14 protein-coding genes are annotated in these 15,056 nt (G+C 64.2%); 5 read left to right on the top strand and 9 right to left on the bottom strand.

Annotated features, from left to right (window positions below):
- Positions 1-375, bottom strand: coding sequence for a hypothetical protein (locus U5A52_RS39515; protein WP_321917475.1), 375 nt, complete (start codon positions 373-375; stop codon positions 1-3).
- A gap of 36 nt (positions 376-411) precedes the next feature.
- Complete coding sequence (locus tag U5A52_RS39510; RefSeq protein ID WP_321939625.1) at positions 412-1,608, bottom strand: acyl-CoA dehydrogenase family protein; 1,197 nt, start codon at positions 1,606-1,608, stop codon at positions 412-414.
- A 248-nt stretch (positions 1,609-1,856) separates the two neighbouring features.
- Between U5A52_RS39510 and U5A52_RS39505 the strand changes: the two genes are divergently transcribed.
- A complete protein-coding gene (locus U5A52_RS39505) occupies positions 1,857-3,332 on the top strand; it encodes a sensor histidine kinase (RefSeq protein WP_321939623.1) in 1,476 nt (491 codons plus the stop codon).
- Here the strand turns inward: U5A52_RS39505 and U5A52_RS39500 are convergent.
- Genes U5A52_RS39500 through U5A52_RS39490 form a run of 3 tightly spaced genes read right to left on the bottom strand, consistent with a single transcriptional unit; the run spans position 3,329 to position 5,539 of the window.
- Complete coding sequence (locus U5A52_RS39500) at positions 3,329-3,715, bottom strand: 2-hydroxymuconate tautomerase family protein (RefSeq protein WP_321917471.1); 387 nt, start codon at positions 3,713-3,715, stop codon at positions 3,329-3,331. The genes U5A52_RS39505 and U5A52_RS39500 overlap by 4 nt on opposite strands.
- A 49-nt stretch (positions 3,716-3,764) precedes the next feature.
- Positions 3,765-4,265: an aromatic-ring-hydroxylating dioxygenase subunit beta gene (locus U5A52_RS39495; protein ID WP_321917470.1), complete on the bottom strand. Its 501-nt coding sequence runs from the start codon at positions 4,263-4,265 to the stop codon at positions 3,765-3,767.
- Positions 4,262-5,539, bottom strand: a complete 1,278-nt coding sequence (locus U5A52_RS39490) for an aromatic ring-hydroxylating dioxygenase subunit alpha (RefSeq protein ID WP_321917469.1) — start codon at positions 5,537-5,539, stop codon at positions 4,262-4,264. Before U5A52_RS39490 ends, U5A52_RS39495 begins: the two co-directional genes overlap by 4 nt.
- Before the next feature lie 153 nt (positions 5,540-5,692).
- Here U5A52_RS39490 and U5A52_RS39485 point away from each other — a divergent pair, with 153 nt between their 5' ends.
- Complete coding sequence (locus U5A52_RS39485) at positions 5,693-6,619, top strand: LysR family transcriptional regulator (RefSeq protein ID WP_321917468.1); 927 nt, start codon at positions 5,693-5,695, stop codon at positions 6,617-6,619.
- A 12-nt stretch (positions 6,620-6,631) separates the two neighbouring features.
- Here the strand turns inward: U5A52_RS39485 and U5A52_RS39480 are convergent, their stop codons facing one another.
- Together U5A52_RS39480 and U5A52_RS39475 are read right to left on the bottom strand one after the other, a co-directional pair.
- The gene (locus U5A52_RS39480) at positions 6,632-7,603 is read right to left on the bottom strand and encodes a PDR/VanB family oxidoreductase (protein WP_321917467.1); all 972 of its coding nucleotides are present in this window, start codon (positions 7,601-7,603) and stop codon (positions 6,632-6,634) included.
- Between the two features lie 182 nt (positions 7,604-7,785).
- Positions 7,786-9,192: an MFS transporter gene (locus tag U5A52_RS39475; protein WP_321917466.1), complete on the bottom strand. Its 1,407-nt coding sequence runs from the start codon at positions 9,190-9,192 to the stop codon at positions 7,786-7,788.
- Between the two features lie 311 nt (positions 9,193-9,503).
- On the opposite strand from U5A52_RS39475, the gene U5A52_RS39470 reads away from it, so the two are divergent.
- Positions 9,504-10,598 carry a porin gene (locus U5A52_RS39470; protein WP_321917465.1) on the top strand — a complete coding sequence of 365 codons (1,095 nt, stop codon included), beginning with the start codon at positions 9,504-9,506 and terminating at the stop codon, positions 10,596-10,598.
- Here U5A52_RS39470 and U5A52_RS39465 read toward each other — a convergent pair.
- Positions 10,595-11,635: a LysR family transcriptional regulator gene (locus U5A52_RS39465; RefSeq protein WP_321939621.1), complete on the bottom strand. Its 1,041-nt coding sequence runs from the start codon at positions 11,633-11,635 to the stop codon at positions 10,595-10,597. The genes U5A52_RS39470 and U5A52_RS39465 overlap by 4 nt on opposite strands.
- Positions 11,636-11,646: 11 nt before the next feature.
- Entirely contained in the window at positions 11,647-12,624 is a 978-nt protein-coding gene (locus tag U5A52_RS39460; RefSeq protein WP_321939619.1) for an AraC family transcriptional regulator, read from the bottom strand.
- Between the two features lie 210 nt (positions 12,625-12,834).
- On the opposite strand from U5A52_RS39460, the gene U5A52_RS39455 reads away from it, so the two are divergent.
- Both U5A52_RS39455 and U5A52_RS39450 read left to right on the top strand, forming a co-directional pair.
- Positions 12,835-13,938 (top strand): NAD/NADP-dependent octopine/nopaline dehydrogenase family protein, encoded by a 1,104-nt coding sequence (locus U5A52_RS39455; RefSeq protein WP_321939617.1) that lies wholly within the window; start codon positions 12,835-12,837, stop codon positions 13,936-13,938.
- Complete coding sequence (locus tag U5A52_RS39450) at positions 13,935-14,939, top strand: 3-hydroxybutyryl-CoA dehydrogenase (RefSeq protein WP_321939615.1); 1,005 nt, start codon at positions 13,935-13,937, stop codon at positions 14,937-14,939. Before U5A52_RS39455 ends, U5A52_RS39450 begins: the two co-directional genes overlap by 4 nt.
- The last annotated feature ends 117 nt before the right edge of the window (positions 14,940-15,056 follow it).

The raw sequence follows: 15,056 nt of genomic DNA, 5'->3' as shown, positions 1-15,056 counted from the left end.
TCAAGCGGTCGCTGCGGGCGGCACGGCGAGCGCACGCCCCACACGCGCCTCGATCTTGCCGTAGCGCCACAGGTTGTATTCGCCCACCGGCGTCGTGCGATAAAGATTGCAAACGGCCACGGCCGTATCGAAGTCGGCAACGTCGGCCATGATGTAGAAGGTCCACGGCGCGCCGCCGGCCTGGCCGACCACGAGGCGGTCGTCGTCCATGATGCCGAGCACCTTGACGCCTTCCATCGCTTCTACCGCGGCGAGCATCTTGCCGTACGCCTGCCAGACTTCGCCGATCTTCTCGCGCGGCAGGTCGAAAAAGTTTTGCGTCACGCCGCAGCAGAACAGGACGCGCAGCGGAAGGGGGCGGGAAGTTTCGGACATTTGATCGATTCCTTGTGATATGTGTGATGGATACGGTTACAGATAGCCGGGAATCGGCGGCACGCCGACGAACACGGCGCCCGCACCGTCGAAATTGCCCTCGCCGAGGAACGCGTGCTGCGTCACTACCATTGCGTCGCGCAGCAAACGCTGCAACGGGTGCGTTTTGTAGATCGCCATCGTGCCGCCAAGGCGATACGCGCGATGCACCACGTCGGCGCCTTCGCGCGCGATCTGCGTAGCGGAAAGACGCAGCAGGCTGACCTGATCGGGGGTCACGGGGTTGCCGGCGAGAATGGATCGCCAGACGCTATCGGTCGACTCGTAGAAGAATGCGCGTGCCGAGCGCAGCTGTGCCTCGGCCTTTGCAAGCTCGATGCGGTAGTAAGCACGGTCCGCGAGCTGCGGCGCGCCGGTCGTCGTGCGGCGGCCGCCGGACATATGGTTCGCCACGTCGAGCGCCGCGCGCGCGAGACCGAGGTTGACGACCGCGAGCACCTGGGCCGCGTAAGCGACGGTCGGATAGCGATAGAGCGGCTCGTCCACGCAAGGCGTCCCGCCGCGCACGAAGGTCCAGTCGTCGGTGATGATCTGGTCGGTCACGCGCAGGTCGTGGCTGCCCGTGCCCTGCATGCCGACCACGTTCCAGTTTTCGACGATCTCGACCTGCTCGGGGCGGAACACGGCCGTGCGCGGCTTGTTCGGGGCGTTGCCCGCGCCGTTGCCAGTGCTGATGCCCACGCCGAGCCAGTCGGCGCCCTTGCAGCCGCTCGCGAACTTCCACGTACCGTTCACGCGCCAGCCGCCTTCAACCGGCTGTACGGTCTGCACGGGAAAGAGGCCGCCCGCGAAGGCCTGGTCGGGGCCGCTCGCGTAGATGTGCGCCTGCGTTTCGAGCGGCAGCGCGGCGAGGTAGACATTGGCCGAGCCGAAGCTCGCAACCCATGCCGCGGAGCCGTCGGCAACTGCAATCCGCTCGATCATCTCCAGGAATTCGCCAGGCGCGCGCGCGTCGCCGCCAAAGCGCCTGGGCGTGCCCGCGCGAAAGATGCCAGCGCGCTTGAAGAGATCGATGACGTCGCGTGGGACGTGCGAAAGCCGGTCGAATTCGTCGCGGCGCGCGGCCACGACGTCGATGACCTCGTCGAGCGAGAGGCGGCCGCCCGACTGCGTGGCGCAGGCCTCTGCATTGATGTCGCTATGGGACGCGACGGCGGTCGCAACTAATGCCATGGTGTTTCTCCTGAGTTCCTGAGCCGCAAGGTTGAAGGCCATGTGTATCGGGCGCAGCGCGAACGCGTGCGCACAGTCTGGAACTCAGTCTAAAAAGGCAAAAAGGGGTCATCAATTGGGACGCCGCACGCATTTTTAAGTAGCGTTCCCCGCGCGCCTAAAGAAATCTTCAGGTTCCCCGCTCCGCGCGCGGATGTTATCGTTTGGAACCACCAGGCGGGGCGTGCCGCCATATCCGGTTCACGATCATGACGTACCCCACCGAAGACGATTTCAGCCGCCTGCTCGACGCCTTGACCCTGTGCGTGCTGCTGCACGACGCCAGCACGAAGGCGATCGTCTGGGCCAATCGCGCGGCCTGCATCGCGCTGGGCTTTTCTGTCGAAGAACTGCTGCCGCTGAAGGCGCACGACATGACGCACCCCGCGCCGAAATACGCGCGCGAAATCGCCGTGGCGGCGATGGACCGCTCGATCACCGAAGGGCCGCAGGGCTATGAATGGTGCTATCGCTCGCGCACCGGGCAGGACATGCTTTCGGAAGCGATTGCGACGTATGTGCCGCTCAAGGAGCGCGCGGTCGTAATGGTGCAGTTTCGCGACATCAGTGCGGAAGAGGCGATGCGCCAGGCATTGCGGCGCCACGAAACGCGGCTGCGCGAATTCATGCAGGACCTCAGCGAAGGCGTGGCGGTGCTCAGGCTCGACGGCACGGTCGACTTCATTAGCGACTCCGGGCGTCGCGTGCTCGGCCTCGCCGCTGAACAGGCGCCGGGTTCCGTGTTCGACTACTGCAGCGAGCGCAACCGCGAACGCCTTGCCGAGCAACTCGACGACGCGCCGCTGCAGGGTCCGTCCGAGCCCCAGCGCTATCGCATGACGCGCCGCGACGGCAGCGCGTGCTGGCTGCGCATTACCTGCCGGCGGCTCGTGATCGAAGACGATCTCGACGGTCTGTTGATCCACTTCCGTGACATCTCCGACGAGGTGAGTATCGAAGACGCACGCCGCACCGAAGCACGCATGCTCGAATACGCCGGGCGTTACAACGCGATGGGAGAAATGGCCACGGCGATTGCGCACGAGTTGAGCCAGCCGCTCGCGGCGGTGCGCAATTTCATCGAAGGTGCGATAAGGCGGCTCGAACAGGCGGGGCCCGTTGAAGATGCGATTTGGGGTCTGCGCAGCGCTGACCGCCAGGCGGAGCACGCCGCACTCATCATCAAGAGCGTGCGCGAATACGTCGTGAAGCGCGAGCCAACCGAAACGCGCTCGGACCTGCGCGACATTCTCAGCGAGGTCGCTTACTTCATCGAACTGCGCGCGCGCGACGCGAGCGTGCGGATGCATATCGTGCAGCCCATGGCCGCGCTACCTGTGATGTGCGAGCGCGTGTTGATCGGGCAGGTCGTGCTCAATCTCGCGTTCAACGCGATCGACGCGCTGGCCGATGTCGATGCGGACCGGCGCGATCTCACGCTCGCTTGCGAGGAGAAAGACGGCAGGGCGCTCGTGAGCGTGATCGACAACGGACCGGGCGTGCCCGCCGGTGCGCATGGCCGCCTCTTCGACGGCTTTTCGTCGTCGAAGGCGGGCGGCAACGGCATCGGCCTCTCGCTGTGCAAGAACATCGTTACGCGGCACCACGGCGCAATCTGGGCGCAGCCCGCGCCGGGCGGCGGGCTCGAATGCTGCTTCGCGCTGCCGCTCATCCCCGCAGGTTAGCGCCCGAGCGAACGGGCCGTTTTGCCGCCAAGGCCAAAGTCGGTATTCGGGATGTCCTTGATGATTACACGCGTGGCATCGAGCGCAGAGTCGAGCACCTCGGCGCTTGTCGTTGCGAGCGCATCGATCAACGCGGCTTTCTGTTCTAACGTGCGCCCTGCAATCAGGATCGCGACGATCACCGGCAGCGAAGGTGGCGCGCCATCGGCGGCACGCTTGCCGCCGATACCATAGTGCGTGTCAGCCAGTTCGCTCAGCAATATGCGCACGGATTCGGCGGGCGCGCCGATCGCTTCGACGGTGGCTTCGGTCAGACGCGCGATCAACTGCGCCTTGCGTGCTTGCGCGTGGCCAGCGGGCAAATAGACTTCGAGTGTAGGCATGGAGTCGAATGGCAGAAGGGCGCGCAAGCCGAGCCGCGCGCCCCTGTTTTTAGAGCAGGAATCCGATCGCGCTCAGCGCTTCGGTCGAATCGATCAGGCGGACCACCTTTTGCAGAAGCTTCGGCTCGCCGCTCGCGAAGCTGATGCGGTGCGTGAGGTCCGCCGCGAAGATCGTATTCGCGCCGCGCTTGTACGCCACGATGATCTGCGCCGACTTCACTTCCACGGTATCGGCCGCATCGCTCGAGAGCGTGAAGCGCGAAACCGTGCGCACCGTGCGTGCCGCATCGCTCGCCGATGCCGAATAGCCCGACGTCATACGCTGTACACGCATTTCGCGCATGTGCTGGTCGTCGTAGGCGTAGTTCAGCGTGGCGGCGAAGTCGATTGTGTTCGGGTCGATCGGCACGACGTAATGGCCCTTCGGGTCCCACAGTTCGAGCCAGGCGCTGTATTCGCGGCGGTCCAGCATTTCTGCTTCGCGCCAGATGAACTGCACGGCGCGCGTAAAGGTCTCTTGCGAGTTGAGTACGTTTCGATCGTCCATCATGCCTCCATCATGGCGCGCCACTGTGCATACGCTTCGCGCATGCCGGTTTCGTCGGTGGCGTGCGCGGTCTTTTCTCCGTTCGGTGCCGTGGTTTCGCGGTTCAGGCCGCGATTCACTAGGATCGGCGTGCCGGGGCCGGCGTGGGAGCCGCGCTGCACGCGCTCCCAGGCTTCGGCGTCGTCGGGGCTGCCAAAGCCGAACGGGCCCTGGAAGTGTTCGTGAATGCGCAGGCGCACGCGGTTGGCCTCCTCGGGGCCGCCATCCATGGCGAGCGCCACGTGGCGGATTTCCGTTTCCTCTGCCGAAATGGGCCGCAGCACGCGGAAGAACGCCATCGAGAGCGCGAGGTTCGGGAAGAGGTTCAGGTTGAAGCCCACACCCATGAGCGAGCGTACGATGCGGCGCACTTCTTCGGGCGTGTGGCGCCCGGCCAGTTGCGCGGCCAGTTCCTGAAAACGCTCGGGCAGCGGCGCGCCATCGTCCTGGTCGAGGTCGACGAGTTCGGGCACGAGCACGGCCAGGCTGTGGCCATTGCCGAGCGAGCGGCAGAAGGCCTGATCGCTCGTCATGAAGCTCGTGATCGCCGCAGCCGTTTCGTCGTCGATCGACTTCATCCACGACTTGTGCACCACAGGAAAGTGATAGAGGTCCGTGGTGTTCTCGAGCTGGATCTTCCAGTTGCCCTTGAACTTGAACTTGTGTTCGCCGTTGGCTTTCACGGGGTATCCCGCGCCCTGCTTCATGAAGAGGTCGATCCAGGGCTTCGCGCCGCCGAGGAAGTCTTCGAGGGGTTCGATATCCTTGTTGAAGCTCGCGAAGATGAGCCCCTGATAGATGCCGACGCGCAGCTTTTCAAGCGGCAAGTCTCCCTTTTCGCACACCCCTTCGTAGCCGTCGCCATAGGGCAGTGCGCGCAGCGTGCCGTCGAGCGCATACGACCAGCTATGGTACGGGCACGTGAAGCCCTTGGCGTTGCCCTTGTGTTCTTCGCACACGGTCGCACCGCGATGGCGGCAGCGATTTTGCAGCACGTTCACCGTGCCCGTCTTGTCGCGCACGACGATAACCGGCTGCCGGCCGATGGTCGTGGTGCGGAAGTCGCCTGCGTTGGGCAGTTCGCTTTCGTGCGCAACCCAGATCCACGTCTTGTAGAAAATGCGCTCGAGTTCCGCTTCGAACAGCGCCGGATCGTAGTACAGCGAAGGCGCGATGCGGTCCGTCTCTACGCGGCCGCGCAGCGTACTCGTGTCGATGGTCTGCCAGTTATCGCTCATGATGTCGGAGTATCGGGGTGATCGCGATGTCTCGCGAGGAGGTTAAAGCGCAGGTCGTGCACCGCCTGTGCGTTGATTGAAGTCTCACGCCTGGTGCTTCATGCGTCAAATCGATCTAAAATTGAACCTCACATAAACGCGGCTGATAAAACCATGCCATCACTCGACAACGTCGATCTGAACTTGCTGCGGGTCTTTCAGGCCATCGTCGAGGAGCGCAGCCTGACGAAGGCTGGCGAGCGGCTCGCGCTCTCGCAGCCCGCCATCAGCTATTCGCTATCGCGCCTGCGCTCGCTGTTCGACGATCCGCTCTTCATCCGCACGCGTGCCGGCATGCAGCCAACGCCGGTCGCGCTGGAACTCGCCGCGATCGTCGGCCGTGCCCTCGACACGGTGCGCGAGGCGCTGCGCTACGCCGAGCGCTTCGATCCGGCGGTGAGCACGCGCACGTTCAGGCTCTCGCTCTCGGACGCGGGAGAAATGGCTTATTTGCCGCCGATTTGCGAAGCGCTCCATCGCGAGGCACCGCGGATGCGCGTATGCGTCGAGCCACTGCCGGTGGACGAGATCGAGGACGCCCTACGTTCGAGCCGCCTCGATTTCGCGATCGGCAATCTGCCCGAGCTGACCTCGCGCACACGCCATCAATTGCTATTCGAAGAGACCTACGTGTGTATGACGCGCCGCAGGCGCGGCTTGCCGCGCGGCGAGACGCTGAGCCTCGCGCAGTTCGTCGAGGCCTCGCATGTGCAGGTGAGGTCCGTCGAGCACAGCCATCACGCGTTGGACGACGCGCTGCGCTCGCAGGGCGTGGGCAGAAATATCGCGCTGGAATTGCCGCACTTCGTCGCACTGCCAGGCGTGCTCGCCGTGACCGACCTGTACGCGACGCTGCCGCGCCGTCTCGCGCACATCTTCAACGCGGACGGACGCTTCCAGATCTACGCGCTGCCCGTGACCATGCCGGTCGCAGCCGTGACCATGCACTGGCATGAGCACTTCCACGATGACGAAGGCATTGCGTGGATGCGCGAGCTGATTCAGGCCATCATGCAGCGGTTCGACAAGGAGAAGCGCTGAACACGGCGATGCTCAGAGATCGAGCACGAGAACCGGCGAGCGTGAGCGCGAAATGCAGCAACAGATGACCTTGTTGCTCGCGCGCTCGGCCTTGCTCAGACAGTGGTCGCGATGTTCGGGCTCGCCCGTCACGACGTCGACCATGCAAGTGCCGCATACGCCTTCCCCGCACGACGTATCGACCTCGATGCCGATGGTTGCGAGCGCATCGACTATCGAAGTGTTCTTTTCCACGCGCACGGTTTGTCCCGTGCTGGCCACCTGCACGTCGAATGCATCGAGCGCTGCATCGCTTGCGGGCGACGCGGGCTCTGCCGCGAAACGTTCGAGATGGATCGCGTCGTCGGGCAAGCGCTGTTCGGCCACCGCGACCACGCGCTCCATGAACGCGGAAGGCCCGCACGTATAAACGTGCGTGCCCGTCTCGGCCGTAGCGAGACACCACGCGAGTGCACCGTCCAGCGCGTCGGGCTCCACGCCGTAGTGCAGCTTCGCGTAGGGCGCAAATGGCGCGCGCGCGAGCAGCGGCAGGAACGCCGCGTGTTCCGCACTGCGCGCGAAGTAGTGCAATTCAAAGGGCGCATTCTGCTTGATGAGGTGATACGCCATTGACAAAAGCGGCGTGATGCCGATGCCGGCTCCAATCAGCACGTGCCGCTGCGCTCCGGGCGCAAGCTGGAACAGGTTGCGCGGCGCGCCGACCGCTAGCTCGCTACCGACTGCCACGTCGTCGTGCAACGAACTGGAGCCGCCTCGCGATGCACTCTCGCGCTTCACTGCGAAGAGCTGTACGTCGCGCTGGTCCGGGTCGCCACAGAGCGAGTACTGGCGCGTGATGCCGGACGGTGCCGTGACGTCGATATGCGCGCCCGGTTCGTAAGCGTCGAACGGCTTGCCGTCGAGGCGCGAAATGCTGAACGAGCGAATGCCTTGTGCTTCGTCGCACAAGGCGTCGACGCGAACCTTGAATGAAGTGGCTTGCATGATGAGGCCGATCGCTGAAATAGCGGTAGTTTCTGGATGCTGGACTGAATGGACCATTCGCGCGCGAGGCGCGAGGCGTTGAACCGAGCATACGGCCGCCCGGAAGATCGGGCAAATCGATAAAAAATGGCCGACCGCATCAATGCCATTGATAATACTGGCGCGGGAGGCGCATGTTCATCTCAGGCGCGCGTGGCGCTCAACGTCGCCTCGATGCCTGCGTCTGCGCGCTGCGCGTGCGCGTCCTCGCGCGCGAGGCTCAGGCGGAACTGCCGGCAGCCGAAGCCCAGCAGCACGGTCGCGAGCAACGCCGCGACAAGGCTCACGATCGACATCGATTGCCCAACTGCAAGCGGCGAACCGAACACCTTGTCGGTCAACAACGCGACGAGCGTCGTGCCAATGCCAAGGCCGATCAGGTTCGACACGAGCAGGAACACGGCGGAGATCTGCGCGCGCATCTGGTTCGGCGCGAGCGTTTGCATCGCGGCGGTCGAAGTCGGCATCGGGAACGAGGCGAAGAACATCGCGATCACGAGCAGCGTCAGCGAGCCGCCAAGGCTGTTCACCTGTGTAAAAGCGGCGGCGGGCAGGGCCATTGCCGCCGCGCCGATACAGCCCGCAAGCATGGGGCCGTCGCTGCGGCCGCGGCGCAGGAGCCAGTCGTTGAGCCAGCCGCCGCAGAACACGCCGGTCGTGTTGGCCACGAGCAGGATCGTGCCGAGCGTATAGCCCGCCTCCACCGGCGACATGCCGAAGCGGCGGATGTAGAACGCCGGGGTCCAGCTCATGAGGCAGAACAGCGTCATCGCGTAAAACGAGAAGCCGACGTAGTGGCAGAAAAACGTTTTGCCATGCGAGCGGATGAAGCGCGCGGAATCGGCAAGCGAAACACGCCGCGCTTTGCCGCTCACGTCCTGCACGAGCCCCTTGCGCTGCGGGTCGCGCACCGTGAGGATGAAGACGAGGCCCACGAGAAGGCCGGGCAGTCCCACAATAAAGAACGTGACCTGCCAGCCATGCACCGAACCGACGAAGGGCAGCGTGACCATCGAAGCCTGCTTGAGCAGCGCGATCACATAGCCGCCAATCAAAAATGCAATGCCGCCGCCAATGAACGAGCCGAGCGAATAGACACCTGCCGCCCGGCCGAGTTTCTCCTTGGGGAAGTAGTCGGCAAGCATGGAGTAGGTGCCCGGCGAGAGCGAAGCTTCGCCCACGCCCACGCTCATGCGCGCAAGAAACATGTGCAGAAAGTTCTGGCTGATGCCGCAAGCCGCCGTAGCGACGCTCCAGAGCGCGATGCCGGTAGCGATGATGCGAGGCCGCGCGAAGCGGTCGGCGAGATACGCGAGAGGAATGCCCATCACGGCATAGAAGAGCGAGAACGCGAAGCCGTGCACGAGGCTGAACTGCGTATCCGTGAGGTGCAGGTCGCGCTTGATCGGCTCGATCATGAGCGCCAGCACCTGGCGGTCGACGAAGGAAAAGACATAGGCAAGCATGCAGATCAGCACTACGTACCACTCATACGTGTAGCGTCTGGCGCTTTTTGCGCCGGCTGGCGCGCTGGCGGGGGTGGGGGTCATGGCGTATCTCCGATGTGTCGGTCGTGTGGTCTCAGGTGCATGCACTCTGGTGGACCAGCGTACGCAAACAAATTTCGCAGATATAGGCGCAAGTTTCCCAAACGCCTGCTCGCAACTACCGAGCGCTCTAAAGAAATCACCAGGGGCGTCCCCGGGAAATCGCGTACTGACGGGGGCTGGAGGCTGTACTTTGCGCGTGCCGCCGCGTTCATGAACGAGATCTATAAGTGATATATGGCCCGCTTGATCGACGCCGGATATTGGCCTTTCTAGACTCGCCCCGATTCCTCACGACTCGCGGGACGACAACAATGACCAACTGGAAGTGGTGTATTTCAATCGTGGGCATGGCGGCGGTGCCCGCGCTCGCGCAATCGAGCCTCACGCTTTACGGCCGTATCGACACGTCGATCGAATATGCGAACTTCGGGCCGAACCACGTGGTGCGCATGGGCACTGGCAATCTCTTCGCGACGCAATGGGGTTTGAAGGGCGTGGAGGATCTCGGCGGCGGCTATGCCACGATCTTCAAGCTCGAAAACGGCTTCAATTCGGCGACGGGCGCGATCAGCGGCAACGGCTCCCTGTTTGGCCGCGAAGCGTGGGTCGGGCTCACCGGACCTTTTGGCGGCCTGCAGGCCGGCGAGACGTATACGATTCTCCATACGTCGTTCGTGACCTACAGTTTGCCGGGATATGGCGCGGGTCTCGCATGGGGCAACGCGTCGAACAACTTCGTCCAGCCCTGGTTCCTGCGCACGAGCAACACGCTGCGCTACACGTCGCCACGCTTTGGCGGGTTGCTACTGCGCGCCACGGCTTCGCGCGGCGCGAATGGCGCGAGCAACGTGCCTTCGACACTCGGCGACACCTATGGCGCCGGAATCAACTACGCGAACGGGCCGCTTTCGATCGACGTCGATTACATGCAGCAGAAGTTCAGCACGGCAACGGCCGCGACGCTCTCGCCGACGAGTCCCACCGGCACCGGCAACTACGCGCTCGGCGCGATCTCGTACGATTTCGGCTTCGTGAAGCCGGCGTTCATCTATTTGCGGCACCGCGGCGGCCCCGACGTGACGACGGCGGTGGCGAGCGCGTATTCGAACCCGCACAACGACTTTTTCGAATTGAACGCGACGGTGCCGATCGGCCGCGCGTCGCTGCTCGTGAGCTACGGTCACTATCACAAGATCGCGGACAGCGAAGGCAATGCCGATTCATATGGCCTGCGCTTCGACTATCCGCTCTCGAAGCGCACCGTGCTCTACACGGGCGCGGCGATGGTCCACAACGGCGAGCATGCCGCGTTCTCGATCAACGGCGCGGGCGGCGGCGCGGTGCCGGTGGGCAAGCCGGGCGCCACCGCAAGCTCGATCGTGGCGGGCATTCTCACGTCGTTCTAAACGAGCCGCTCGCCTTCATGCGTTGAGGGCGGCCGGAGACTGGGCGGAATCGCGAGCCAGCTGTCGTACGGCTCGCGCGTGCCGATGCGAAATAGCTCCATCAATAGCGCGCGCAGCCAGCGGTGGCCCGGATCGGCGTCGAAGCGACGATGCCAGTATGCGTTGACGGGCCACACCGACGCATTGGCGATCTCGAACGCGGCCATCTCGCCGAGCGGAGCGAAGGCGCGCGCAACGGTTCGCGGCAGGATGAGCGCGTAGTCGCAGCGATAGAGTATGGCCGGCACGACCATGAAGTTCGGCACGGCTACCCGGACGCGCGAAGTGAGCCCGTGTTGTTCGAGCAGCGCCATCGACTGCGGGTGCGAGCTCACCGAAATGAACTGCAATGCAGGCGGCACGGTTGTATCAAGCACGAAATGCTCGTCGAGTCCGCAACGCTCGGCCACACGGCGGGCCATCATCAGGACATAGCGCTCCTGCAGCAGTTCGCTGCGATGGAAATGCGTGAATGCATGGGGGAAGTGGCCCATCGCAAAGTCGATGCGGCCCGACTCCACCGCTACGTTGAACTGGCTTTCCTCGATATGCAGCGTCTCGATGACGACGCCGGGCGCGCGCTCGTCGAGTTCACGCATCAAGGTGGGCAGGAACGCAGTCTCCGCGAAATCGCTCATGTGGAGCCGAAAGGTGCGGCGCGACGTGGCGGGCGAGAACTGGGCGCCCTCGTCGAGCACGGCCTGGAGGATGGCGAGCGCGCGGTCGATTGAGGCCGCGAGACGCTGCGCGCGCGGCGTGGGTTCGACGCCGCCGCCCGTGCGCACGAAGAGGGCATCATGAAACAGGAGCCGCAGCCGGCCGAGCGCATGGCTCACGGAGGGCTGCGTGATACCCAGGCGCAACGCCGCGCGCCCGACATGCTTCTCCGCGTAGACCGCATTGAAGGTCTTGAGCAGGTTCAGGTCGAGATCCTGCACGCGCAGCGCGTCGGTGGGCTCGTCGCCCGGGGGCGCAATGAAGTCGCTGGGGTTCGGCATGGGTGTGTGCTTTACTGGCCGCGCTTCGCGGTCGCAGAAGGCGGATAACCGTAGCGCCGCGCATACGCCTTCGCGAAGTGGCCGAAACTGTGCACGCCGTGCTCGAGCAACACGTCGGTCACGCTGCGCTCGGGATCGGCTTTCAGCGCGCGATGCACGGCTTCGATACGCCGCTCACGGATAAAGTCGGCGGGTGACTGGTCGAGAAACTGGCTGAAACCATTTTGCAGCGTACGCGGCGACACGCCCGCCACCTGGGCGAGCGTCGCAATGGAAAGCGTTTCGCCGAGATGCGCCTCAATATACTCGCGTGCGCGCTTCACGTGCGCGGGCAGCGGCGGCTTCGCGCCGCGCGCGAGCATTTCACTGTACGAATGAGGTAGTTGCATGAGCAACAGTGTGGCGAGCCACTGCGTGAGTTCGGGACCGAGCAGGCTGTCGCGCGCGCTCGGCTCGATCTGTTCACACAAGGTGCACAAATACCGCAGTGTGGAATGAAACACGGCGGCGCCGCTGTGCGTGCGGCTAATGTCCAGTTCGAACACGAGCGGACGTCGCAGTGAGTTTTGCAGCATCTCCGCGAGCTTGATTTCGAGCGCGGCGCGATCGACGCGCAGCAGCAGGCTGCGGCATGCGGTGTCGGTGCTGATGCGGCTTTTGCGTGACGGCGACGACACACTGAGGCTGCCCGCCGAAAGCGAGGCACGCTCACTGCCCGATTCCAGCTCGCAACGGCCCGCAAGCGTCGCGCGAAAGAGGTAATGATGGTCGAGTTCGCCCGCGTCGATATGCGTCTCGCGGCCGTAGCACAACTCGAGCATGCTCGCGCGATGCATCGCGACGCCATAGAGTTCCGCGTTCAACGGCTCGCGGCCCGACACCTCCATGCGGTGCTCGCAAAGCAGCTTCGCCACTTCGCGTTCGACATCCTCGCGCGCGCGGGAAGCGCCGAGCCGGTTGCTGTGTGTGCGGGGAATCGCTATTTCCATCGTTTAATGGCCTCGAAGTGACAGCAGAGCCTCTGCGCCTATGATCCGATGGTCAATAAGTCTGCGCAAGAACGGATTCACCCGCATACGTCGCGCGAATCCGTTGCCGGAGTTGAATAGCGTTTGCGCGTGTTGACGCGCAGCGCGCGAGCCGCCCCTTTAATCTCGACACTGACCAATGAAGCAAGGGATTGCACAAGGAGGCAGGACATGAAGGTTAGCGTACTGGGTGGCGGGCATGGGTGCTTTGCGGCTGCAATCGACATGCTCGAAAAGGGCCACGACGTGACGTGGTGGCGGCGCGATACGGCCGCATGCGCGCGTTTGCGCGAGCTGGGCGAACTGAACGTGAAGGACTGGCGCGGCAAGCGGCGGGTACCCGTTGGCGAGGCGCGTGGCGCGATACGCCTTGCCGACGATCTCGGCAGCGCAGTGCGCGAGGCGCGGCTCATCGTGATCCCGCTGCCGTCCACCACGCACGAATCGCTGGCAAGCCAGCTTGCGCCTCACCTGGCCGATGATCAGGTAGTCTTTCTGCCGCCAGGCACGTTCGGCAGCTACGTGTTCGCGAAGGCGATGGCCGATGCGGGCAACCGCGCGCGCGTGGCGTTCACGGAAACGGGCACGCTGCCGTATCTCGTGCGGCGCCACGGCGAAAACGACGTGGTCATCAGCGCCTACGCCACACGCCTGCCGACCGGCGTGTTCCCCGCCAACGCGGCCGAATGGGCGCTCCCCGTGCTCAAGGAGGGCTACCCGAGCGTCGAGCCGATCGAGGACGCGCTAAGCGGTGCGCTGATGAACGCGGGGCCCGTGATCCACCCGCCGCTCATCATGATGAACGCGGGGCCGCTCGAGCATTTCGAGGCGTGGGATATTCACAATGAAGGCACGAAGCCGTCGATTCGCCGCGTGACGGATGCGCTCGACGCCGAGCGCATGGCGGTGCGCGAAGCGCTCGGATACGGCGCGCCGCATTTTCCGCTCGCCGACCACTATGCGAGCGAGGGCGACGAATGGATGTATGGGCGCGGCGCGCACGGCAAGCTCACGGACAGCGGCGACTGGCGCGAGCGCATCGACCTGAAGGCGCACCGCTACATGCTGGAAGACACGCGGCTCGGCCTCTCGTTCATCGTTTCGGTGGGGCGCTGGGCCGGGGTGCCGACACCAGTCGGCCAGGGATTGCTGAGCATAGCGAGCGCGGTTTCGGGACGCGACCTGTACAGCGAGGGCCGCACGCTCGAAAACCTCGGGCTGGCCTCGCTTTCGCGCGAATCGATGCGCGGCCTGCTGGCGCGGGGGCTCGCATGACGCACAGTGCCGTCGACGTGAAGCGCGTCCACGTGCTCGGCGCGGGACGCATGGGGCAGGGCATCGCGCTCGCGTTCGCATTTGCCGGATTGCACGTGACGCTCATCGATTTCAAGGAGCGCAACGAACAATCGCGTGCCGCATTTGCGGCGGCCGCGCGTGCCGAAATCGCGCGGCAATTGCTGACGCTGGTCGAGTCTGGACGTATCGACGCCAGCGGGGCCGATGAAGCGCTCGCGCGTGTCGAAGTGCTCGATCGCGTCGGCGCCGAGGCCACGCTTGCTGGCTGCGAGGTCGTGTTCGAGGCGGTACCCGAAGTGATGGCGGCTAAGGAGGCGGCGTTCGCATGGCTCTGCGCGCATGTCGATGATGCGGCAACGATCGCATCCACGACATCGACGTTTCTCGTCACCGATCTGCAAAAGGTGGTCACGCAACCGCAGCGGCTCGTCAACGCTCACTGGCTCAACCCTGCGCACCTGATGCCGCTCGTCGAGATCAGCCGAAGCAGCCTCACGCACGACGCGGTCGTCGCGCGGATGAAGGGCCTGCTGCTGCGCGTGGGCAAGGTGCCTGTGGAATGTGCGCCGTCTGCCGGCTATATCGTGCCGCGCCTCCAGGCGCTTGTGATGAACGAGGCGGCGCGCATGGTGGAAGAGGGCGTGGCCAGCGCGCACGACATCGACATGGCCGTGCGTACGGGCTTTGGCCTGCGCTTTTCGATCCTCGGGTTGCTCGAGTTCATCGACTGGGGCGGCTGCGACATACTTTATTACGCGTCGCATTACCTCGCGAAGGAGATCGGTCAGCGCTTCGAACCGGCCGCCATCGTCACGCGGCATATGGAAGAAGGGCGCGACGGCATCCGCGACGGCAAGGGCTTCTACGACTACACGGATGTTGAAGTGCCCGAGTACGTGAAGCATCGACTCGGCGAGTTTGGGCGATTGCTCGAGCATCTCGAGCTTGCGCCGCACTACAACTCGGCAATTGCGCCATGAAAATCCATGTCATGGATGATACTCGCCATATATGATTGATTTGACAGATGTGGCACCGGTCTTTAACTTCTGGTCTGCATTCCCACGGGTAGTTAATACGACATCCTAATGACTTCA

It is taken from the genome of Paraburkholderia sp. J8-2, assembly GCF_905220195.1.
Classification (GTDB): domain Bacteria; phylum Pseudomonadota; class Gammaproteobacteria; order Burkholderiales; family Burkholderiaceae; genus Paraburkholderia.
This window is presented reverse-complemented; position numbering and strand designations above follow the sequence as displayed.